This window comes from Mucilaginibacter sp. SMC90 (assembly GCF_022811725.1).
In the GTDB taxonomy this organism is placed as follows: domain Bacteria; phylum Bacteroidota; class Bacteroidia; order Sphingobacteriales; family Sphingobacteriaceae; genus Mucilaginibacter.
Genome location: NZ_CP094527.1, coordinates 2,730,277 through 2,752,915, shown reverse-complemented (window position 1 = coordinate 2,752,915; position 22,639 = coordinate 2,730,277). Strand labels below are relative to the sequence as shown.

Genomic DNA, 22,639 nt, shown 5'->3' with positions numbered 1-22,639 from the left:
TCAAAAAGGAAATAACCTGTTGGTTATTTCCTTTTTTTATGAGATGCTTTTTTGCTTTTACCCGATGAGGAAGATTTTTTTGAAGAAGATTTTTTTGACGACGAATGCTTTACTGATGATGAATGTTTTGACGAATGGCTGCTCCTTTTAGACGCCCTTCCATGCCTTCTGTGCGGACGATAGCCCTCTTCATCAATATTCTGATCTGGCGGTCTTTCCATTTTCCTGATCTTAGGGCCAAAATCAATGGCTTCATCATGGAAAAACTTATCGAATGGATTGAAATAATAAATGCTGGCAGCATCGTAAATTTTGATACTTGCCTTTAAGCGATTGTTAAACGCTTCTTCGTCCTTCAATTCAGGTGCAGTCCACCCGGCTTCTGCTAAGCCTGCAATGCGCGGGAACAGCATAAAATCAAGGCGTTTTTCAGAACCGATCATTTCAGTCCAGATGTTGGCCTGTACACCAATGATCTGTTTTGATTGTAAGTCCTCATTGTTTTGCAATTGTCTTTCCGGAAAGCCATAAACACTGCCAACCGTGTTGTATACACCTTTCCATCTGCGGCCTGAGATATGATCAGCATCCTGCACAAAATCAAAATACATCGGCAGTCGCGGACAAAGTACTACCTGATAGCCTTTTTGCACAGCTAAATGCAACTGGCCGGGCAAGTTTTGTCTCCACCAAAAAATAATGGTTTTATCAGCAGGCAGGTTTGTGCCGGTTGCTTCGTCCCAGGCCAATATTTTATTGCCTGCATTCAAAGCCGTGTCGGCTACTCTTTTAAAGAAATAACGCTCCAGCTCACCCACATCTGCAAAATTATTTTTCTGCATAAACCCTGCGATAGAAGGATTTAGCGACCATGCTTTGACTCCCAATGCAACCTCATCACCTCCTAAATGAATCATTTTGGAAGGGAAAAGCGCACTGGTTTCTTTGATAATGTTACCGAGAAACTGGTAGGTGCTATCGATTGCAGGATTGAACGTAAAATTAGGATAACCTTCAACGCTGCCACCGCTAAACTGAGGGTATGCCTTGTTAGCTGCCGTAGCATGGCCGGGCATATCAATTTCAGGGATCACGGTAATGAACCTCTCGGCTGCGTAAGCAATGATATCTTTGATCTGCGCTTGGGTATAATATTGCGGATCGGCAGATGAGTCACTATAGTTTCCTATGCCGCCAACCAATGTTAGCTTAGGATATTTTTTTATCTCTAAACGCCAGCCCTGGGCATCGGTCAGGTGCCAGTGAAACTTATTCAACTTATAGTAAGCCATCCAATCAAGGATCTGTTTAACTTTTTCCATCCCGAAAAAATGGCGCGATTCATCAAGCATTAATCCCCTCCACTGGTAACGTGGGGTATCGGTGATGGTTAACGATGATAAATTGATGCTTTCTCCCCTTGGCTGGTCTTTGATCATTTGCAATAACGAGATCATTCCATAAAATACCCCGTCGCGGTTTGAGGAGGAAATAGTGATTTCGTTAGCAACAATTTTTAAAGAATATGCCCCGGCAGTAGGATCGCCGTTTGTTAAAAGCAAATGAATGACACTGCCCGCATCTTTATTATCAACTGCAAGCGTAAAACCAGCCGACTGGCTTACTTGTTTTTGAAAGTAGCGCGCTATCGGCAATAACGATGCATCGTTTACTCCAACAGTACTGTGATTACTAAAGGTAAACTGGCCGGTTCCATTAATAACCGATTTAGGCTGCGGGATTATATTGACATTTTGCGCCCGAACGGAACCGCAAAACAGAAGAAATACAAGTACGGTCTTAAACTTCATTTAAAAACAACTCAAATAGTTTGGGGCTGCTATGATATGAATTTTCTTTGAAAAAGACGGCAATTTGTTTGTAACAAAGTGTTTAAATCTCAAATCAGCCGGCCCGTTATTGGTAAGATTACCCCATCTTTTTATGAAAATACCTGGCAACACGCTCCGTGAGTTGTGAACTTTAGTTTACAATTTTCGAGACACAACTGTGAAGTTTAGCTGTAGCAACATGTGAATCATTACGAAAATCACCGAAATTACCACAGCCTCAAAGAACAAACCGCAAAGGCACACATTCCAAATCAATTCTAAATTACTAAATTACAGTAATTTACACCACGAAAAACAACTATCTTCTATGAACCATGCTCGCATCAAAAAGGCGGGAAGGAATATTTCGGGCCTGTTATTCCGCAACAAGTATTTAATTATTACCTCGGTAGTAATTTTTGTTGCAGCGGCCTCGGTTTATTTACTCTTTTTATCTCCCAAATACAAAGTGAGGATGGAGTTATCTGCTTCTGAGTACTGGGAAATACCAACGGCAGCAATTAACGAACTACGCTCTGAAACGACAATAGAAAAAGCGGTCAAAGCGTTAGGCTTTCAGGTAAGCTATTATCATGAGGGTACTTTTACCACAACAGAAATTTATGGCGATTCGTTACCCGTTAAATTTATGCTTGGCAAAAGTAGTACCTACGATTCGCCTACCGAAATCACCATCAATTTAATTAACGGCAATGTCTGCAGGATTGATCAAAATAACGTACTTACAGATGTACCCTTATACCATCCTGTTAAATATGCCTCTTTAAATTATACCATAGTAAAAGGCCCTGCCTTTAAACCCATACAACCACCATTAACAGTAAAGCTCACTCCTCCTGCCGCCTTAATTAAACAATTCAGTAAAAGCTTAAATTCAAAAATTTTGAGCGGTGACAGTTTTGAATTGATTTTCAATGCAGATAATGCTAAAAAGGGAGAAGATTTTTTGAATAAGCTTGTTGAAGTTGTTAATGCCCAATATGCCAAAACAAGTTTACCAGGCAAACCCGCAGTTGTTGACAGTGCTTTACTTACTAAATTAAACGATAGTATAACATATTATAAAGCGATGGCCGATAATTATCGCCAACAGCAAAACATACTGAATAACATCAAAAAGCCAAGACGATTGCCAAAGCCAAAACCGAAACCGGTACTTGTACCGGTAACCGTGCAAACGCCATTGACTGACAAAGAAAAGACCGATTTAAATACGCTTAATTCCATCAAATCATATGCATTGAAACCTAATGACGCTTTAGTTATAATACCGGATAATTATCAAGGCGGCGACTATCGCATAGGAGCGCTCATACAGGATTTCAATAAAGCTCAGCTTAATAAGCAACGGGTACAGCAGGATTCAGACAATGCAGATGCAAGCATTTACGCTTTCAAGCTCGAAATCAATTCTGTAAAGGATGCGCTCGTTAACAGCATAACGCAAAAGGAACAAAAAATCAGGGATGCTCATCAAATCAGAGTTACCCGCCAACCTAAGGTTGTTGAGCAACCGAAAGATATCGCTCCTCCCGACGACATTGAACCGCCAAAAGATGCCGGACCACCAAAAGATCCAAAATCAATAGCGTCATTTATAGCACTACAATTAAATGATTCGCTGGCCCGGGTAAATGCTATAATTAAGAGCAAACAGCAACAATACAACAGGCTGTTACACGGAGCAGGTATACAGAACACCGGGCCGAAACTCACTATAACTTATAAATCGGATGTGCGGGAGTCCATGATTTCTAAATCGTTGTACGTATATCTGTTTGCATTCCTGGCGGGCCTGCTGCTACCTGTTTTATGGCTAACCATAAATGTTTTTATAATATCGGCTAAAAAAATAGCTGCACAATAAATATAACCAATGGCGTTGTCCCTAACATTTAAAAAAGCCGATCAATTGTAACAAGGTGTTTAAATCTTACAGTCGCAACGGGGCGTTTTTAATCCGGCACTGTCTCATGGTTGGTAAACTAACATGGCATAACGTTTAAATTAAATGAAAGTCATCTGCAAAATCGCTTCAAAAGTTGTATAAATCTCTTTACAATTTTTGAGACAAGAGTGTGAAATACAGCTATAACACCTCGTGAGACACTCTAAATAGCTCTAAGAAACCATGAAAGGCCAAAAACCAAATAATAGAAACACTCGTTCGTTAAATACGTAAGTTATTCTATTACAGAAAATTACATCATACCTAACGACTAACATTTTATGAACCAGGCTCACAGTAATGGAGAAGGCTGGAATATTTTTGGCCTATTATCCCATAATAAATATTTAATTATCACTTCGGTAGTAGTCTTCGCTTTGGTGGCGTCTTCCTACCTGCTCTTTTCATCACCTAAATATAAAGTACAGGTTGAATTATCTCTTTCGGGAGATGGGCAATCATTAGCAAGTACTATTAACGAATTGCGATCTGATTCTGCGATACATAAGGCTCTTGATTCATTACCCCTCCAGGTTAGTTATTACCGAAAGGGGACGTTTACCAACACAGAGGTTTATGGCGATTCATTGCCCATAAAATTTGTACTCGGAAAAGGGAGTATCTATACCACACCTACGGAAATTACCATTAATTTAATCAGCAGTAATGTTTGCAGGGTTGATCAAAACAATGTGATCACAGATGTCCCCTTATATCATCCGGTTAAATATGGCTCTTTAAATTATATGATAATAAGAGGGCCCGCGTTTAAACCTGTGCAGCAGCCGCTAACAATAAAACTTACCCCTCTTCCCTACTTAACTGAACAATTCAGCAAAAGCCTTGATACGAAAATTTTAAGCGGCAAAACCTTTGAATTAATTTTAAGCGCGGATAATGCTCAAAAAGGCCATGACTTTTTAAGCAAATTAATAAATGTTGTAAATAACCGGTACGCCAAAGCATACCCGCCCGAAAAGCCGGCAAATAATGCTTCGCACTTAGTAGCCCTTAAGGATAGTATAGCATATTTTAAAACTATAGCTAATACTTACCGGGAACAACAGAACGTGCTAAATCGCATACAAAAAGCAACGCCGGTAGTTACAACAGAAAAAGAGAAAGTTGCCTTAAACGTATTTACTGCAATTAAGCCTTATATCACAAAACCAACAAACACCTTTGTTTTGATACCCGACGGCTATGATGTTAACGATAGTCATATTGATAAACTTATAAAGGACTTTAACCAGGTTCAGCTTGATAAGCAACGGGAATTACGAGATTCAGACGTATCCGATGCAAGCATACATGCATTCGATATTGAGATTGAATTATTAAAGAAAGAGCTTTTAAATACGATAACATTAAGGGATAAGCAAATCAAAGATAGTAGCCAGCCTAAATGGTCAAGATCGGTAGGCGCATTTGTACTGGCACAGTTAAATGATTCGCTGACCCAGATCAATGCAGTGATAGGCAACAAACAAAAGCTGTATAACAGAAAGTTACAAGGTGTAAATGAACAGAACGCAGTGCCCCGGCTTAATGTAATCCAAAAATCAGACAACAGAGTATCTGTGGTTTCAAAATCATTGTTGGTATATCTTTTTGCGCTGTTAGCTGGGTTGCTGGTTCCGGTTTTGTTGATCACGTTAAATAGCTACCTGTTATCGGTAAAGAGAGTGAACCTTCATCCACGCCATCATTAGATAACGTAAAAATTCAAAACGAAATATTCTATTAAAACATAACCACTAAAATCATGAAAACGAATTATTTAAAATTGATTGCGCCGGCATTAGCCGTTTTGTTTTGTTTAGTATCTTATACTGTTGCAGCAGCTAATCCGGATGCCCCTTCAAAGAAAAAAAGTGACATTCCGAAAAAAATGTCACCTAAAGCACTTGCCAACCTGAAGATCAAAAACATTGAATTTGGGTTCAACAAATCTACTATTCCTGATAATGCTCAAAGCAACCTGAAAAATGTAGCGAAATTGATGACAGATAACAATGCATCTCTTAAGCTGGGGGGCTATGCAGATAATAAAGGTGCATACGTTTATAATTGGATGCTGTCAAAAGCCCGCGCCGAAGCAGTAAAAGCTTACCTTGTAAAAAACGGTGCCGATTCGGCACGTATTGCCGCTACCGAATATGGCTATACCCACCCGATTGCATCAAATAAAACATCCGGAGGCCGTCAAAAAAACCGACGCGTTGAAATTCATTTTACAAACTAAATCTTAATTCCCTGTAAAATGTAAACGGCCGATCATTGTTAATGATCAGCCGTTTCGGTTTTTATAGGGGTAGATAAATATTATTTCCAGCCGCCGCCCAATGAGCGGTAAAGCTCGGCGTTGGCGCTAAGTTGAGCCATTTTAATTGAAGCTAATTCAAGTTCGCCTTGTAATACGTTACCCTGAGCAGTAATTACTTCCAGATAGGTAGCAAGTCCGTTTTTAAACAACATGCTGGCATTGGTAGTAGCCTGTTGCAATGTTTTAACCCGGCTGGCAGCGATGGTTTGTTGTTCTTTCAATTTCTGAAGCCTAACCAAAGCATCTGACACCTCGCCTACCGCATTTAATACAGATTGACGGAATTGGATCACAGTTTTTTCACGATCAACTTTTGCAACCTCGTATTGGGTACGTAATTGCTTGTGTTGTAACAAAGGCTGGGCGATACCACCTGCAACAGTACCGAATAATGAAGCAGGAATGTTAAACCAGTTACTTGATTTAAATGAATTTAAACCTCCCTGGCCGGTAATAGTTAATGAAGGATAAAGCTGAGCTTTAGCTATCCCTACCCTTGCGTTAGCAATATTTAAAGCAAGTTCAGAACTCCTTACGTCAGGCCTGCGGCTAACCATAGCCGATGGCACACCTGTTGAAGGGGCTTCAGGGAAAGTAATATCATTCAGCGTAACATTGCGCTCAATTGCATTAGGTAATCTGCCTGCTAATATACTCAACCCGTTTTCCTGAACATTGATATCGCGCTCAAACTGAGGAACCAACTGGGCGGCCGCCTCTAACTGTGCCTGGGCCTGTTGTACGCCCAAAAGCGTTACCTGACCGGCATCATATTGTAATTTGATGATGCGTAAGGTGCTATCATTCAGCTTTACGTTTTTCTTAGCTATTTCCAGTTGCTCATCAAGCATTAGCAGGTTGTAATAACCTTGAGATACGCTTGATACAATATTGGTTTGAATTGCTCTTTTTGCTTCATTTGTTTGCAGGTACTGAGCCAAAGCTTCGCGGTTTTGACTGCGAATTTTACCCCAGATATCTGCCTCCCATGAAAGCGAAAGATTAGCATTATAATCTTCAATATGTTTAGTGCCGATATTGTATTGGGTTAGGCTTAAACCGGTAACACTATTATCAGACGGACGGTTGCTGCTTGCTGTAACATTTAAGCCTACGGCCGGCACATAGTTCCATTTAACCTGTTTAAACTGCAATTGTGCGGCTTCGATATTTTTAACGGCTACCTGCAAATCATAATTTCTTTCTATGGCGCTATCAATCAATTTTTGAAGAGCAGCATCAGTGAAAAAGTTTTTCCATTGCAAGTCGGCAATGCTGCTTGTATCGCCGGTGGTAACTGCATTCCTGAAGTTTTCAGGCAGCCCATCCTTTGGTGTAGCAACATCTTTTGAAACTTTACAGCCTGCCAGCACCACCAGTGCAATAGCCAAACTGCCTATTATATTTTTCATTGTTATATCTTTTTAAACTATCACGGGTTTAAAACCCATGATAGTTTTAGTTGATGTTTAGTTGATTAAGCTGAATATTCGTTTTCAAACACGGGCACATCTTTACCATGGTCGCCGGCGTTGGCGGCAAGCGGTTTAGGCTTACCACTTATGCGCTCCTGCAAACCCTGGAATATCACGTACAATACAGGTATGATGAACAAACCTAATATTACACCTGAAACCATCCCGCCTGCTGCACCGATACTGATAGAGTGGTTACCCTGTGCAGATGGGCCGGTAGCAATACTCATCGGGAATAAACCGAATACGAAAGCCATTGAGGTCATGATGATTGGACGGATACGGAGCTGTGCAGCTTCAATAGCCGACTGGACCAGTCCATGCCCTGCCTTTCGGCGTTGCACCGCAAACTCTACGATCAGAATGGCGTTCTTCGCCAACAAACCGATAAGCATGATGAGTGCAACCTGTACATAAATGTTATTTTCGATACCGGTTAAACCTAACACTACAAACACACCGAATAAACCTGTAGGTATTGAAAGTATTACTGCTAATGGCAGGATATAACTTTCATACTGTGCCGATAACAGGAAGTACACGAACACCAAACACAACAGGAAGATCACAGTTGACTGACCGCCTGAAGAAATCTCCTCACGGGTTTGGCCGGTGAACTCGTAAGCAAAACCAGATGGCAATTGCTCTTTAGCTGTTTCCTCTATCGCTTTGATAGCATCACCAGAGCTGTAACCAGGTTTAGGGATGGCATTGATCTCGATAGAGTTAAACAAGTTGTAACGTGAAGCAGTTTCTGAACCGTAAACACGTTTTAGTTTAACCAGGGTATTGATAGGTACATTTTCGCCCGATTTGTTTTTAACAAACACACGGTCAATGGCCGATGGGTCGGTTCTGTCGGCAATATCAGCCTGAACTACCACACGGTAATATTTACCGAAGCGGTTAAAGTCTGACGCCTGTGCAGTACCAAAGTAAGCTTGCATGGTTGACAGGATATCTTTCACACTTACACCTAACTGGTTAGCTTTTTCATCATCAACTTCTAATTGTAACTGAGGATAATCAGCTTTGTATGAAGTGAAGGCAAAAGCAACAGCCGGTTTCTGCATCAGCTTAGCAATAAAGTTATTGGCAACACCGCTAAACTTATCCAGCCTGCCGTTGGTTTTATCCTGCAGCATAACGTCAAGCGCCTCAACGTTACTGAAACCAGGAACAGTTGGGAAACTGAACACGAAGAATGTACCGCCCGGTATACCACCTAATCTGCCCCTCACTATATTCTGAATAGCATCGATGTTTTTAACCTCGCCCCTTTCTTCAGTAGGTTTTAACAACAGGAAGATAACACCTGCCGACGGACTGCTTGACTGGGTAAGGAAGTTGAAACCAGACAGCGCAGTAACGAACCTTGCTGATGGTAAAGTTTTCAGCTGATCTTCGGCTTGTTTAAACACTTTGTTGGTACCGCTTAATGAAGTACCGGATGGTGTATTAACAGCTATGGCCACAAAGCCCTGATCCTCTGTTGGAATAAAGCCTGTTTTTGTTTTGTTTACCATGTAAACAGTAGCGGCAACTACCAAAATAAGCCCGCCTATGCCTATCCATTTTTTACGGATAAGGAATTTTAAGCCTCCAACATACCTGTTGGTCATGTAATTGAACCCGCCGTTAAAGCCTGCGTAGAATTTATCTAAAAAGCTTTTCTTGGGTGCACCATGACCACCTTCGCTGTGTTTATTCTTTAAGAATAAGGCAGCCAAAGCCGGACTTAAGGTTAAAGCGTTAACAGCTGATATAATGATGGAAATAGCCATAGTTAATGCAAACTGGCGATAGAAAATACCTGTAGACCCGGTCATGAAACTCACCGGTAAAAATACCGCAGCCATAACCAGCGTAATAGATATGATCGCACCGGTAATTTCGTGCATAGCTTCGGTAGTTGCCGCTTTAGGGGTAAGACTTGGATCATGCTCCATTTTGGCATGCACCGCCTCCACCACCACAATGGCGTCATCCACAACGATACCAATAGCCAGCACCAATGCGAACAGGGTTAATAAGTTAACCGAGAAACCAAACAGGTTCATGAAGAAGAACGTACCGATAATAGCAACCGGAACCGCTATTGCCGGGATCAGGGTCGACCTGAAATCCTGCAGGAATATAAATACTACGATAAATACCAGTATAAAGGCTTCTACCAACGTATGTTCAACCTGGTTAATTGATTCATCAAGGTCGGTTTTGGTACGATAGAACTGGTTATATTTGATACCAACCGGGAAATCCTTTGATAATTTCACCATCAGGTTATCAATCGCGATCTGAATTTCGTTAGCGTTTGAACCTGACAGCTGGATAATACCAATAATAATACCGTCGTGGCCATTCAGGTTACTTACACTATTATAGGAGTAAGCACCCAATTCAACGCGTGCAACGTCTTTCAAACGTAATACAGAACCATCTGCATTTGCACGGATAGCGATATTTTGATATTCTTCTGGTTTGGTAAGTTTACCTTTATATTTAATTACATACTCAAATGCTTCGTTGCTGCGCTCACCAAATTTACCTGGTGCCGCTTCAAGGTTTTTGTCCTGTATAGCTGCGGTTACTTCGGCAGGTGTAACATTGTAGGCTGCCATTTGGGTAGGATTTAACCAAACACGCATGGAGTAATCCTTAATACCACCAAAGATACTTGCAGAACCTACACCCGGTATACGTTTAATTTCCGGAACGATATTGATCTGCGCGTAGTTGGCTACAAAGGTTTGATCGTATTTTTTTGGATCATCAGAGTAAATTGCCATAGCGCCAATGAAGCTGTTTTGCTGCTTGGTAGTTGTAATACCATATTGCAAAACCTCGGCAGGCAACTGGCTTGAAGCCTGAGAAACACGGTTTTGAACGTTTACCGCTGCCTGGTCGGGGTTGGTACCTTGTTTAAAGTAAACAGTGATACCTAATGTACCGTCATTACTGGCAGTAGAGGTCATATAGGTCATATTTTCCACACCGTTAATTGCTTCTTCTAACGAAGGCGTAACGGAACGTAAAATAGTTTCGGCATTGGCGCCCGGATATACAGCAGATACCAATACTGACGGAGGGGCAATATCAGGAAACCGCTCTAAGGGCAGTTTTGTTAAACCAAGTACACCCACTATCACCAGCAATATGGAGATAACAGTTGAGAGTACCGGTCTTTCTATAAATTTCTGAAACATGACTTTAAAGTTTAAGTGTATGTATTATTTCTTAACTACAGCGGCTACTTTATCTGAAGCCTTTTGAGGCTGGATAACCATACCTTCCTGTAGTTTATCTATGCCCTCTAACACAATCTGGTCGCCTGCTTTAATAGCCTCTTTGTCTTTAACCAGGTAGTGATCGCCTGATTTACCAACGATGTCAATAGGTTGTTTTTTAACTTTGCTGCTATCGCCAACGATAAATACAAATACTTTATCCTGCATTTCAATAGTTGAGGCTTCAGGTACGATCAAAGCATCTTTATGGCTCAGGCTTAAACGGATCTTACCGGTATTGCCTGAACGTAAAAGACCGTCAGGATTTGAGAAATTTGCTCTTAGTGTAATAGCACCGGTGTTTTTATCAAACTGACCGTCGATGATATCAATTTTACCTTGTTTAGCGTATTCTGTATTATCAGCAAGTAATAATGATACTGATGGTACATTTTTTAATTTATCTTTCAGGTTAGCACCAGGATATTGTTCTTTAAAGGCTACGAAATCTTTTTCGCCCAATGAAAAGTAAACGTGTACGTCGTGAACATCAGATAATTGAGTAAGTGCTGCAACATCCGCAGGTGCTACAAGGCTACCTTGTTTCTTTTCCAAGCGACCGATATAACCGCTTACAGGAGCTTTAATTAAGGTATAACCTAAATTGATCTGCGCAGTAGCTACATTGGCTTTAGCCGATTCGATATTGGCTTTAGCAACATCAGCTGCCGCTTTAGCTGTTTTCAACTGGTAATCAGATACTACTTTATTTGCTACAAGCGGGGTTAATTTTTCAACTTCCAGTTGCGCGTTTACCTGTGCTGCTTCGGCGGCATGTAAGCTCGCCAATGCATTATTTAAAGCTGCGCGGTATGGTTGTTCGTTAATTTTAAATATTGGCTGTCCGGCAGATACAAATGCACCTTCGTCAACAAATACTTTATCTAAAGTGCCGCTCACCTGCGGCCTGATCTCTACGTTAACAGTACCTTCAATTGAAGCAGGATATTCCTGGAAAGTAGTTTCGGTACCTGATGCAATTGTAGCAACCGGTAAAGCCGGCGGCGGTGGTGCTGTTGGAGCCTGCGGTGCAGATGAACATCCATATAATGTTAAAGCCGCAACTGCTGCTAAAAGGAGTGTTTTCATGAGTGATGATTTTAAGAGTGGTGAATGGATAGGATTAGAATAAGCCGTTGGGCTTGTGATATATGATGATTTGATTGTTTTCATTGTTTTATTGTTGCCGATCATTTTTCAATTGAGGTGCCAGTTTCACAACAGGCTTAATATCAATATTTTATAATATGTATTTTTATTCCAAGTGCTTTATATCGTGATACTCGCGATTTCTCATTACGATATATCAAGAAGGTGTGCGCTAATAAAAGCAGTTGTGTAAATTAGATGTTACAACACCGTTAAATCGTTTAACACTGTTAAATAGATTGTGTGGGTTGTGAGTGAGCTTTTCCATTGTATTAAGAGTTTATTTTAAAGTGCTTAACAGTTACTTAACACTGTAAGATAATTTAACAGTGTTGTTTTTGGATCACAAAAGAACAGCGTCTTTCATCGACCTGATGATACCGCCTATGGTATCTTTCAAAACCTGGCGGTTAACTTCGTCAGAGAATCCTCTGCTTAGTAAGTTGATGGATACCAATCCGTGTACAACCGACCAGAAAGTGTAGTATTTTGTACATATCATTTCGTCATTGATATCCTTTATATGCATAACCTGCATAATCGCTTCGCTAACCATAGTAGTGAAACGTTGAGCTTCAGGCATTGATCTTACCACCTCGCAGCAACAGTTCATCTGTACGCCAAACATCACCTGGTAAAGTTCCTTATTGTCAAAAGCAAAGTTCCAGTATGCAAGCCACATGGCTTCCAATTGCTCTTCGGGAAGGTGATAGTTCTTTTTTGCTATCTCCATATCCTTTGCTAATATCAAGTAACCTTTGCGGGTAAGTTCCATTAATATGGCATCCTTGTTTGCAAAGTATTCATATATAATAGGGGCGGTATATTCAATTACGTCAGCAATTTTACGCATGCTTAAGGCCTGCCAGCCTTCATGCTTAACTATGTGGAGCGCAGCATCCAGGATATTGACCCTGGTTTCTTCTTTTAAGCGCTGTATACGTTCTTTACTTGCCATTTTAATTACACCATTAAATCATTTAACAGTGTTAAGCAAAAGTATGACGGTTTTAAGGATTATTTACCATCCCTTTGTCAAAAAGGTTTCATCCTATTGTCATGGATTAAACCTTTTGAGCCAAATCCGGTCGCTGAAAGCTTATTTCTTTACCAGGTAAACCAATTGTCCTATGTGGTAGCCCTGGTGTATAGTACGATTAATCAGAATATTCAGTCTGTTGCGATGTGGTTCCTTCTCAAAATCATCTGCCGCAATCGCACTATGCGGCTTAAACCAATCTTCGGGCCGCATAGCATTCATTTTTTCTGTTAATACCTCGTTCACTTTAGCCCAATATTGCTTAAGCTTGGCCAACGAAGGTTTCTCTAAACCTGAATTTTCAGGACTTTTAACAAAAATCTGATCAAGCTGAGGATACAGCCTTTCACCTAAACCTAAGTAGGTAAACATTCCGTCGCTTACAGCGGTAAGGTGACCGAGCAGGTAAATACCACTGTTACGGCCCGGGGCGGTTTCAGTTGCAAGTGCTTCGTCGGTAAGTTTATCAAGCAAACCATTCAAACGGCTGTTTTGCAGTTCCCAGTTAGAAACTACCATCTTAATAAATAACTCTGTTGACGGCTGTACGTTGATATCGGTAATGTTTGTGCTCATTTTTTGCAGATGTAATACCAAACCGGCTGATTTGATATTACAATTATAAGCCAAAACAGAATCCACCTATATACTGTCTTACTTATTTGACAAAACTATGATACCACGGGCTCATCTTCAATTTTACGAACCATCCATATCATCATAGCAGCAAAGGCGGCAACAACAAAGAAAGCTATCTGAAGGTTGGCTATCTGGGCGATAAAACCAACAATTGGAGGTATTATCACAAAGCCAAGATAACCAACTGTTGATATGGCTGCCAGCGCCTGGCTGCTATTCATCGTTTTTGACTTACCGGCCATACTAAATATCAGCGGTACTATACATGATACGCCGAGGCCGATCATGGCATAACCTAAATAAACGGTTAACGTATATGGCAAAAACACCGAAACCAGTAAACCTGCCAATACCAGCCCGCTGCTGTATGTTAAAACCCTTTTTACTCCGATAGCCGATACTACCCTATCGCCTGCAAAACGGCCAATGGTCATGGTTACCATATAAACTACAAAACCGGCTTCTGCAAATGATTTGGTAGCGTGTACAACTTTTTCAAAGTAAACACCGCTCCAGTCATACAAAGTGTTTTCGCAAGCCATGGAAGCAAAGCAGATCAATGAAAATTTAAGCAGGTGCTTATCAGGCATTGAAAATACCGATTTATTAGGTGTCTCCGGAGGCCGGTAATCATATGTCGAAGGATAAAACATTGCAGATAGGATCAGCATCGCAATTCCCACAAATAACAAGTGATATGATGGAGCTATGTTAAACAATACCATCAGATAGCCTACCGCCGCTCCGCCAAAACCGGCCAGGCTCCAGATGCCATGAAAAGTTACCATGATAGACTTATCATATAAAGCCTGGATCCCCACTGCCTGCGAATTCATGGATAAGCCTAATATATTACGTGTAGAACCTATAAAGAACAGAACAACCATCAGCTGCCACATATAGGCCATAAAGCCCGGCAGACAAAGTATTATACTAAAAGCCAGCGCCCCTATCAGCATCATTATACGGCTGCTGAAATGCTTGATCATTTTGGCCGTTAAAGGCATGGTAAGCATCAAACCAACAGGCATAGCGAACAATACGAGCCCTAACTGAGCTTCATTTAAATTAAGCTGATGTTTTATGGATGGAATACGTGAGGCCCATGATGAATAACCAAAGCCCGAAATGAAGAAGAATACACTGTTGGCAATCCTCATTTTTGATTTGCCCGCAGCCGATAACTGATCCATGCCGCAAATTTATGGATAAATTGCATGCATAGACGCTGTTACGTTAATTTAATGCGGCTTACATACAAGGCTGCAATTGTCCGCAAGGGTTTTCGGTCTTTTGCTCCTTATGGAAAACCTTGTTAAAGCCCCTTTGTACATAAGTTAAACCTAAGTTTAAAACCGCCGACACCTGCAGCGGAGTAGTATCAGGCAGTGTGAGTGATATAATGTGTGATAGCAGTTTCATAATTACATTATCGTTTCCGGCCGCAAAAGTGCTACAATCATTTCAAAAAAAAATTGACATACATTAACACCTGACGTTTGGCAGATAATTGCGTGTAAGTATGATAAACAGCTGACAATGTAATATTTAAACAAGTTTAAATATTAGCTATTTAAACCAATTATCCGCCAATTGCAATATTGAGGCGTTTGTTTGTAAGCCTGTTTATTTAGCTTTACTTTTGAGATAAGTATTTAAATGAAAGACACCACCAAAACTTTGAGTTCAGGACCTACATATAAAGCAGCCGGCAAAGTGGCAACCATCATCGAAAGGCATTTCAGGCATTTTCACGCCAAGGCTCTTGCCGATAACAATGAGATAGACCTTGCCCCTACGCCCAGCTGTACCACTATCGAATCACTTATCGATATTTCATTTTGGGCCAGTTTACGCCGGGAAGAGGGATTTTCACCAAAATTCACCCTGGCATTTTTACCGCCCGAAGCCGCCGGTCAGCCGTTGTTGTTTGGTGGTAAAATTAAACTCGCGCCTAATATCCTAACCAAATTTGCTTCGGCAGTACAACAGCCGGGCATCCATTTAGGTATCTGGATAGAAGATGATGAGCTATATATCTGGGGGACCACCCTGGCTATCCCGGCTTATTGTTTTGTGCTGGAGGTAATTGAACCCGGGTTATTAGTGATCAAGCATCGCCGTATAGAGGGTTTTGGCAAATTTGTAAACATAGCCATATTAAAAGGCGACGAGATTAAAGTAGTTGATGAACACGGCTCCAGCATTTCTGATTGTCCTAATGTGCTTTCGGCCATGCTTGATTTTACTTTGCCATCCCTATGGAATGATCCGGTAAACGTATTAGTTCAACTGGCTACCTCTATGCAAGCCCACAAACGCGGCGGCATATTGTTGGTTGTCCCCTCCGGAAGTGAAGAGTGGCGCGATTCCATCATCACCCCTATCTCCTACCCTGTCGATCCTCCGTTTTCAGGACTTACCGATCTGATGATTCACGAAGGCATTGACCGGTACCACACCTCATGGCAGGAAAAAATGCGCCGTGCGGTTGATACCATAGGCGGGTTAACGTCGATAGATGGCGCTACACTAATAAATGATAAGCATGAGCTACTGGCTTTCGGTGCCAAAATAGGCCGCTCAGAAAAAAGCTCACCTATCGAGGAGATCGTAGTGACCGAACCAATAGTAGGCTGCTCAACCCGGGTGATCCACCCTGCTCAAAACGGCGGTACAAGGCATTTGGCGGCAGCTCAGTTTGTTTATGACCAGAAGGATGCTTTGGCGCTGGTAGCTTCGCAGGATGGCCGGTTTACGGTATTTGCATGGTCGCCGGTTGTAGGCATGGTGCATGCACATCAGATTGATATATTGTTGCTGTGAGCAGAGATTAGAGGTTGGTGATTGGAGGTTAGGAAGACTCAGGCTGCGAAACTGGTAACTATGTCATTGTAAGCGTAGCGCGGTAATCGCAAACTATACAGCGCGGCCATGCTTCCGTACTGATTGCTTCGTGCCTTGCAATGACATGACTTTTATCTGCGCAATCCATTAATCCCCCCAAATCCTGGTTCAGACTAATCGCAATTCAGCAACAAATCGTAATATTTTCTCATCAGCACGGTATCATAATTAACCAGCGACTGATAGGCCTCTGAAACCAGTTCGTTAAGGATAGATGAGCCCAACTGACCGCCTCCGTTTGGGATGGAGTCGTAATAAATAATAATTTCTTTTACCCTGATTATTTCATACAGTAGCTGCTGAACCAAATCAGTCTGAGTACCCGCCTGCATTCCAGCCGAATTTTTATTCAGGAAATCTAAAGGATCGTTAGTAGCAGGGGTCATTTTTTTATCAAACAGGATCGGAATTATGGTTTTACCAACTATGTATTAACAGTTAATAAGTTTAAACATCCGCTTTTTGTTTTAAAAAAATTAAAAAAAATTCAAACAAAATAACAAAACCCTCATAAAGAGGGTTTTGTTACTATAAAAAATTACTTAATTATTCGGTTTTGGCTCCGGTTTTGGTAATAAAACCTTGCGCGACAGCTTAAGCTTACCTTGCTTATCTACGTCAAGCAGTTTTACCCTAACCTCATCACCAATCTGGAAGATACCATCCATAGTTTCGATACGGCGGTGATCAATTTCAGATATGTGCAGTAAACCATCTTTACCAGGCATGATCTCAACAAATGCACCAAAAGGCATAATTGATTTTACTTTACCTTCGTAAATTTCACCCACTTCAGGTTTTGAAGCGATAGCGCGAATGCGTCCTAAAGCAGCATCAATTGAGGCTTTATTATCGGCAAATACCTGAACAATACCCTGGTTGTCTTTTTCTTCGATAGAAATGGTTGCGCCAGTTTCACGCTGCATTTCCTGGATGATTTTACCACCGGGCCCGATAACTGCACCAATAAATTCTTTATCAATTTTAATGGTAACAATACGCGGAGCGTGTGGTTTGTAATCGGCACGTGCCTCGGTAATGGTTTTGGCCATTTCGCCAAGGATATGTAAACGACCATCTTTAGCCTGGTTTAACGCGTTGGTTAAAACTTCGTACGAAAGGCCATTGATCTTCAAGTCCATTTGTACAGCAACGATACCGTTTTTAGTACCGGTAACTTTAAAGTCCATATCGCCTAAGTGATCTTCGTCACCAAGGATATCAGAAAGGATAGCATATTTGGTACCCATTTCATTGGTGATCAAGCCCATTGCAATACCTGATACTGGCTCTTTGATTTTAACACCCGCATCCATAAGTGCCAGTGTACCGGCACAAACTGTAGCCATTGATGATGAACCATTTGATTCCAAAATATCAGAAACTACACGGATAGTGTATGGGTTTTCATCTTCAGAAGGCAATACTTGTTTCAATGAACGCATAGCCAGGTTACCGTGACCAATTTCGCGGCGACCAGCACCCCTGTTAGGCCTAACCTCGCCGGTTGAGAAACCAGGGAAATTGTAGTGCAACAGGAATTTTTGGTATCCGTTAATGAACGCACCGTCAATCATTTGCTCATCATCCTTAGCACCTAAGGTAACAGTAGTTAATGATTGAGTTTCGCCACGGGTAAATACCGCCGAACCGTGAGCAGATGGCAAATAACCAACTTCGCTCCATATCGGGCGGATCTGAGTAGTAGTACGACCGTCTAAACGTTTGCCTTCGTCTAATACAAGGTTACGGATAGCATCATACTCCACATCGTGGTAATATTTTTTAGCAAGACCTTTAGTGATATCGTCGATCTCACCTAAAGTTTCGATGTATGCGTCGCGTACTTCTTTAAATTTAGCACCACGCTCTTCTTTTGCTGATGCAGCAGAAGCAATGGCGTAAACCTGGTCATAAGTAGCAGCGTAGATGGCTTTTTTCAAGTCCTCATTGCTGTGCTCGTGGCTGTAAACACGTTTTTCTGTTTTACCAACTTCAATGGTCAGTTCTTTTTGAGCTAAACACTGAACTTTGATAGCAGCATGGGCAAATTTGATAGCTTCAACCAATTCAGCTTCCTGAATTTCTTTTGATTCGCCTTCAACCATGTTAATATCATGCTCGCTGCCTGCTACAATAAATTCTAAAGTAGCGTTTGCCAGCTGGCTTAAAGTAGGGTTAATTACTAACTGACCATCAATTTTAGCAACACGTACTTCAGAGATAGGACCGTTAAAAGGGATGTTAGACACAGATAAAGCTGCAGATGCTGCCAAACCGGCTAATGCATCAGGCATGATATCTTTATCGGCAGATATTAAAGAGATCATCACTTGTGTATCTGCGTGATAATCTTCAGGGAATAATGGACGCAAAGCACGGTCAACCAAACGAGAGATCAATACCTCATAGTCTGATAAACGGGCCTCGCGGCGTAAAAAACCACCCGGGATACGGCCTGTTGCAGCGTATTTTTCCTGGTAGTCAACAGATAACGGCAAGAAGTCAACACCTTCTTTAGCTTCAGGCGATGATACAACAGTAGCCAGCAACATGGTATCACCCATTTTTACTACTACCGAGCCATCTGCTTGCTTGGCCAGTTTACCTGTCTCGATCTCAATGGTGCGTCCGTCGCCCAGATCAATAACTTTTTTAATTACGTTTAAACTCATCTTTTTTTGTTTGTGATACACTTTTCATCTTCGGGAGCGTATCGGATTTTATGTTTGTAAATATATGTTTCAAAAGTAAAAAAGCCATCCTAAAATGGGGATGGCTTTTAAATAAAAAAGGAGAGAATTACTTAATGATATCCCTTAGCTGTAAAGCCTTGATGATAGCACGATATCTTTCAATGTCTTTTTTGAATAAGTACGCAAGTAAAGCGCGACGTTTACCTACTAATTTTTGCAGTGATAACTGGGTTGAAAAATCATGTTTGTTTTTTTTCAGGTGACCAGTTAAATGCGCGATGCGAGTGGTGAATAAAGCTACCTGTCCTTCTGCAGAACCTGTGTCTGTAGCTGATTTACCGTGTTTTGCAAAGATCTCTGCCTTTGCTTCTTTACCTAAATACATTACTTGAATAATATTAAAGCGTTAACTATTTTATTAATTGTGGGTGCAAAGATAGTGATTAATTATGCAAAAGCAAGCGGGGTGGGTGAATTTTGGGTGAATGGTTGATTGGGTTATTTATGTGAGTGGTTAAACTGTCACTTGATTAAGAAATTCATCAATACTTATCACATTGACCTTAGGAAAGTCAATCAATTTTAATCTATGAAAGTGAGTATCATTGGTAACTATAAAGTCAGCACTCCCGGCTATTGCCGCATCAACAAACTTATTGCCATCCAAGTCCTGTTCAATTAGTTTCCATTCAAAATAAACATCTATCTTTCGCACATTATGTAAATTCAATAGCATTTCGGCTATATTACTGGCAACAACGCTATTAGCTTTCTGCTCGATGATCTCTACATATTCAGACAGAATTTCATTACTTAATATCAATTCAAATTTTGAATCAATTAATTTATCAAGAATTGGCCTATATTTAGATTTTTCAGGAATCGATACCAACAGGACATTAGTATCTAAAACAACGATCATTTAATATTATTTTCTTAAATGTTCTTTTGTCCAATTCTCCATAGTTTCTGCATCCCAATTATTTTCTTCCCACAATCTATCCATTTCCTTTGTAGCTGATTGTGCAAAATATTTCGCGAGAATGTCTTTTATCTCTACCAGTTGTTTCTCCGGTAGATTATATGGAAATAGCTTTAACAATTCCAATTGCACATTGGTTAATTTTTCAACCGCGCTCATAATGCCGTATTTATACAAAAATAAACAATTAATATTACTATTACCTATTGAAATGATGGTGTTAACCACAGCCCGTGCTGTACGCCCAAATGCCTACCAACCTTAGTAACAGGACGGTATCCGCTACCTTTGGTCAACTTAGATCATAATTAAAGTTTTTGAGCCAACTACTCACTTAATCCTACCCAATCAATTACTAATTTATAAAATCAATGAAATCATTCTTCAATCGGTGAAATCCTAAAAAATAAAATCAGCGGTCACCCTCCGTCCAGCTTTTAAAAATGGCAGCCTGCAGTTTATCAGGGTTTGGCAAGGGCGTTATTTTAAATGTCTTTTCTCTCAGCCTGCCCAAAACAATGGTTACATCTTTCTTTTCTCCATTCTTTAACAAACCCAGTGTTAAGCTGTCTCCGGTATTCTTGGTTTCAAAAGCTTTAAAAAGTACATCCTTTGTTGCAGGGGAGCCATCAACCGTAAGGATAACCGTACGGCCTCTGATACCTTTGTCCCAGGCTGGTGATTTATAAGCAACGGTATTGATCCGGAGGGTATCGCCCTGCTGCCGCACGTTAAGTCCGGCCCATGATTCTGAAACTACTTTAGTTGCCGTATCAACAGCTAAACCACCATAAGCAAAATATTTAGGATAATCGGGCGGTTTAACAGTCGACGCATATTCAAAGACCTCTGTTAAAGGTACACCGGCCATTTTTTCGCATTCGTTTCTAAACTCCTGCTCGGTAAACCCACGGTTCAGTTTTTTATAATATTTGTAATAAAGCAGGCGCATTACATCATCAAGCGTTTTTTTGTTTTGGGTAGCGTGACGAATGTTAAAATCGAGCATCAGACCCAAAATCGGTCCTTTATCATAATAAGAGATTGTTTTATTAAAATCATCGCCCTGCCTGCCGTTAGGCCCGTCATCCCAGGTATCATAACTGGCCTGCGTTGCCGATTGATATAAATGCCCCGGCTGATTTTCGTAGTTACGCAGGTTGTTCTGAAAATCACCAAACATATCTTCGTTGTTCATTAAATCGGCATGCCTAGTGATCATGTACTCATAATAAACGGTGAACCCTTCCGATACCCACAGCATATTGGTATGGTTCTCTTTTGAGTAATCAAACGGACCAAGTTCAACCGGTCTGATGCGTTTAACATTATAATGGTGAAAATATTCGTGCGCTATAAAATTGTAAAGTCTTTTACGGGCCTCGGGCGTATTAAATCCCTCGCCACCGCTAAAACTTAATGATGTTGAATTTAAATGCTCGATACCGCCGCCACCTTCACCTATTGATAAAAAGGTGTAATGCGTATAAGGGATTTCGCCTATGATATTACTGCCGGTAACTACGATCTTTTTCAGATCATCCATAAACGCCTGCCTGTCGAAAGCGGGTAGCTTATAACCGATAAAGTTGTGCGGTTTGTTTTGCACGTTAAATGGCGGCAATACTTCCAGCTCGCCCATTAAAAACGGGCTGTCATAAAGCACATCAAAATTGGCCGCTTTATAAATATGGTATTGTCCTTTCAAGGTATCCAGTCCCGTTGCTACCAAATCTTTCCACTTGCTGTATGGCTTCATTTTGATGGTAACCGGGTGGCGCAATTCCTGCTCGAGGTACATGAACAAGCCGCCGGGCGTAATGTAAGCTCTTGTTTCATCCAAATAAACGTTGCCTACAAAGGGCACAACGGCTTTAACATCGTAAGTGATCTTCACATCACCGGCTGCAGGGTTAGTAACCTTCCATGTATCTTTAGTAGGCTTATCAAATTTAAGCGGGTTGCCTTTTGCATCGGCAACAGTAAAATTCTGTACGGCACCTGCAAAATTGATCAGCTGATAATACCCGGGCGTCCAAACGCACATTTTAAAACTAAGCGTTTGGAGGTGGGTTTTATTGGTGAGCTCAACATGATACAAATGTTCGGCCGCCTTTTCCATCGATACCGAATATTGCATATTAACAAGCTGCTGAGCCCAAGCGCCGGTGCTCAAAAACAGGCAAAATGACAGGGTTAACTTAGATAGTAATCTCATTATCGCAGTGGTTTTGCCGAATATAATAAACCGCAATTATTTATTCGACTACTCACCTTAAATTAGCTATAAAGATAAAGCTATCTATTTTAAGGAGATAAAATTTACAAACAGCTACCA

Annotated in this window: 18 protein-coding genes; 4 read left to right on the top strand and 14 right to left on the bottom strand. The window is 41.0% G+C overall.

Annotated features, from left to right (window positions below; all coding sequences use genetic code 11):
- Positions 1-23: 23 nt before the first annotated feature.
- On the bottom strand, positions 24-1,811 hold the full coding sequence (locus MTO98_RS11860) for a beta-N-acetylhexosaminidase (protein ID WP_243486866.1): 1,788 nt from the start codon (positions 1,809-1,811) through the stop codon (positions 24-26).
- 349 nt (positions 1,812-2,160) lie between these two features.
- Here MTO98_RS11860 and MTO98_RS11855 point away from each other — a divergent pair, with 349 nt between their 5' ends.
- The 3 genes from MTO98_RS11855 to MTO98_RS11845 all read left to right on the top strand — a co-directional run bounded on the left by MTO98_RS11855 (position 2,161) and on the right by MTO98_RS11845 (position 6,046).
- Positions 2,161-3,720 (top strand): hypothetical protein, encoded by a 1,560-nt coding sequence (locus MTO98_RS11855; RefSeq protein ID WP_243486865.1) that lies wholly within the window; start codon positions 2,161-2,163, stop codon positions 3,718-3,720.
- Positions 3,721-4,082: 362 nt separating this feature from the next.
- Complete coding sequence (locus MTO98_RS11850; RefSeq protein ID WP_243486864.1) at positions 4,083-5,513, top strand: hypothetical protein; 1,431 nt, start codon at positions 4,083-4,085, stop codon at positions 5,511-5,513.
- Positions 5,514-5,566: 53 nt separating this feature from the next.
- Complete coding sequence (locus MTO98_RS11845; protein WP_243486863.1) at positions 5,567-6,046, top strand: OmpA family protein; 480 nt, start codon at positions 5,567-5,569, stop codon at positions 6,044-6,046.
- A gap of 80 nt (positions 6,047-6,126) precedes the next feature.
- Here the strand turns inward: MTO98_RS11845 and MTO98_RS11840 are convergent, their stop codons facing one another.
- The 7 genes from MTO98_RS11840 to MTO98_RS11810 all read right to left on the bottom strand — a co-directional run bounded on the left by MTO98_RS11840 (position 6,127) and on the right by MTO98_RS11810 (position 15,138).
- Positions 6,127-7,539: an efflux transporter outer membrane subunit gene (locus tag MTO98_RS11840; RefSeq protein ID WP_243486862.1), complete on the bottom strand. Its 1,413-nt coding sequence runs from the start codon at positions 7,537-7,539 to the stop codon at positions 6,127-6,129.
- A 65-nt stretch (positions 7,540-7,604) separates the two neighbouring features.
- A complete protein-coding gene (locus tag MTO98_RS11835; RefSeq protein WP_243486861.1) occupies positions 7,605-10,808 on the bottom strand; it encodes an efflux RND transporter permease subunit in 3,204 nt (1,067 codons plus the stop codon).
- Positions 10,809-10,832: 24 nt separating this feature from the next.
- Positions 10,833-11,978: an efflux RND transporter periplasmic adaptor subunit gene (locus tag MTO98_RS11830; RefSeq protein ID WP_243486860.1), complete on the bottom strand. Its 1,146-nt coding sequence runs from the start codon at positions 11,976-11,978 to the stop codon at positions 10,833-10,835.
- A gap of 403 nt (positions 11,979-12,381) precedes the next feature.
- Positions 12,382-12,996: a TetR/AcrR family transcriptional regulator gene (locus MTO98_RS11825; RefSeq protein WP_243486859.1), complete on the bottom strand. Its 615-nt coding sequence runs from the start codon at positions 12,994-12,996 to the stop codon at positions 12,382-12,384.
- 141 nt (positions 12,997-13,137) lie between these two features.
- On the bottom strand, positions 13,138-13,653 hold the full coding sequence (locus MTO98_RS11820; RefSeq protein ID WP_243486857.1) for a DinB family protein: 516 nt from the start codon (positions 13,651-13,653) through the stop codon (positions 13,138-13,140).
- 95 nt (positions 13,654-13,748) lie between these two features.
- Positions 13,749-14,909, bottom strand: coding sequence for an MFS transporter (locus MTO98_RS11815; RefSeq protein ID WP_243486856.1), 1,161 nt, complete (start codon positions 14,907-14,909; stop codon positions 13,749-13,751).
- 58 nt (positions 14,910-14,967) lie between these two features.
- Entirely contained in the window at positions 14,968-15,138 is a 171-nt protein-coding gene (locus MTO98_RS11810) for a hypothetical protein (RefSeq protein WP_243486855.1), read from the bottom strand.
- Positions 15,139-15,375: 237 nt separating this feature from the next.
- Between MTO98_RS11810 and MTO98_RS11805 the strand changes: the two genes are divergently transcribed.
- A complete protein-coding gene (locus MTO98_RS11805; RefSeq protein ID WP_243486854.1) occupies positions 15,376-16,542 on the top strand; it encodes a putative sensor domain DACNV-containing protein in 1,167 nt (388 codons plus the stop codon).
- Positions 16,543-16,736: 194 nt separating this feature from the next.
- On the opposite strand, the gene MTO98_RS11800 is transcribed toward MTO98_RS11805, so the two are convergent.
- The 6 genes from MTO98_RS11800 to MTO98_RS11775 form a co-directional block, all read right to left on the bottom strand.
- A complete protein-coding gene (locus tag MTO98_RS11800; RefSeq protein WP_243486853.1) occupies positions 16,737-17,009 on the bottom strand; it encodes a hypothetical protein in 273 nt (90 codons plus the stop codon).
- A gap of 156 nt (positions 17,010-17,165) precedes the next feature.
- Entirely contained in the window at positions 17,166-19,298 is a 2,133-nt protein-coding gene (gene pnp / locus MTO98_RS11795) for a polyribonucleotide nucleotidyltransferase (protein ID WP_243486852.1), read from the bottom strand.
- 127 nt (positions 19,299-19,425) lie between these two features.
- Entirely contained in the window at positions 19,426-19,704 is a 279-nt protein-coding gene (gene rpsO / locus MTO98_RS11790; RefSeq protein WP_243486851.1) for a 30S ribosomal protein S15, read from the bottom strand.
- A gap of 129 nt (positions 19,705-19,833) precedes the next feature.
- Positions 19,834-20,241, bottom strand: coding sequence for a putative toxin-antitoxin system toxin component, PIN family (locus tag MTO98_RS11785; RefSeq protein WP_243486850.1), 408 nt, complete (start codon positions 20,239-20,241; stop codon positions 19,834-19,836).
- 6 nt (positions 20,242-20,247) lie between these two features.
- The gene (locus tag MTO98_RS11780) at positions 20,248-20,460 is read right to left on the bottom strand and encodes a hypothetical protein (RefSeq protein WP_243486849.1); all 213 of its coding nucleotides are present in this window, start codon (positions 20,458-20,460) and stop codon (positions 20,248-20,250) included.
- Positions 20,461-20,713: 253 nt separating this feature from the next.
- On the bottom strand, positions 20,714-22,519 hold the full coding sequence (locus MTO98_RS11775) for a M61 family metallopeptidase (RefSeq protein ID WP_243486848.1): 1,806 nt from the start codon (positions 22,517-22,519) through the stop codon (positions 20,714-20,716).
- Positions 22,520-22,639 lie beyond the last annotated feature (120 nt).

Coding starts and splice junctions, on each gene's coding strand:
- MTO98_RS11775 (WP_243486848.1), bottom strand. CDS start 22,519: ATGAGATTACTATCTAAGTTAACCCTGTCATTTTGCCTGTTTTTGAGC.
- MTO98_RS11850 (WP_243486864.1), top strand. CDS start 4,083: ATGAACCAGGCTCACAGTAATGGAGAAGGCTGGAATATTTTTGGCCTA.
- MTO98_RS11830 (WP_243486860.1), bottom strand. CDS start 11,978: ATGAAAACACTCCTTTTAGCAGCAGTTGCGGCTTTAACATTATATGGA.
- MTO98_RS11810 (WP_243486855.1), bottom strand. CDS start 15,138: ATGAAACTGCTATCACACATTATATCACTCACACTGCCTGATACTACT.
- MTO98_RS11835 (WP_243486861.1), bottom strand. CDS start 10,808: ATGTTTCAGAAATTTATAGAAAGACCGGTACTCTCAACTGTTATCTCC.
- MTO98_RS11815 (WP_243486856.1), bottom strand. CDS start 14,909: ATGGATCAGTTATCGGCTGCGGGCAAATCAAAAATGAGGATTGCCAAC.
- pnp (WP_243486852.1), bottom strand. CDS start 19,298: ATGAGTTTAAACGTAATTAAAAAAGTTATTGATCTGGGCGACGGACGC.
- MTO98_RS11860 (WP_243486866.1), bottom strand. CDS start 1,811: ATGAAGTTTAAGACCGTACTTGTATTTCTTCTGTTTTGCGGTTCCGTT.
- MTO98_RS11855 (WP_243486865.1), top strand. CDS start 2,161: ATGAACCATGCTCGCATCAAAAAGGCGGGAAGGAATATTTCGGGCCTG.
- MTO98_RS11840 (WP_243486862.1), bottom strand. CDS start 7,539: ATGAAAAATATAATAGGCAGTTTGGCTATTGCACTGGTGGTGCTGGCA.
- MTO98_RS11805 (WP_243486854.1), top strand. CDS start 15,376: ATGAAAGACACCACCAAAACTTTGAGTTCAGGACCTACATATAAAGCA.
- MTO98_RS11825 (WP_243486859.1), bottom strand. CDS start 12,996: ATGGCAAGTAAAGAACGTATACAGCGCTTAAAAGAAGAAACCAGGGTC.
- MTO98_RS11785 (WP_243486850.1), bottom strand. CDS start 20,241: ATGATCGTTGTTTTAGATACTAATGTCCTGTTGGTATCGATTCCTGAA.
- MTO98_RS11780 (WP_243486849.1), bottom strand. CDS start 20,460: ATGAGCGCGGTTGAAAAATTAACCAATGTGCAATTGGAATTGTTAAAG.
- MTO98_RS11800 (WP_243486853.1), bottom strand. CDS start 17,009: ATGACCCCTGCTACTAACGATCCTTTAGATTTCCTGAATAAAAATTCG.
- rpsO (WP_243486851.1), bottom strand. CDS start 19,704: ATGTATTTAGGTAAAGAAGCAAAGGCAGAGATCTTTGCAAAACACGGT.
- MTO98_RS11845 (WP_243486863.1), top strand. CDS start 5,567: ATGAAAACGAATTATTTAAAATTGATTGCGCCGGCATTAGCCGTTTTG.
- MTO98_RS11820 (WP_243486857.1), bottom strand. CDS start 13,653: ATGAGCACAAACATTACCGATATCAACGTACAGCCGTCAACAGAGTTA.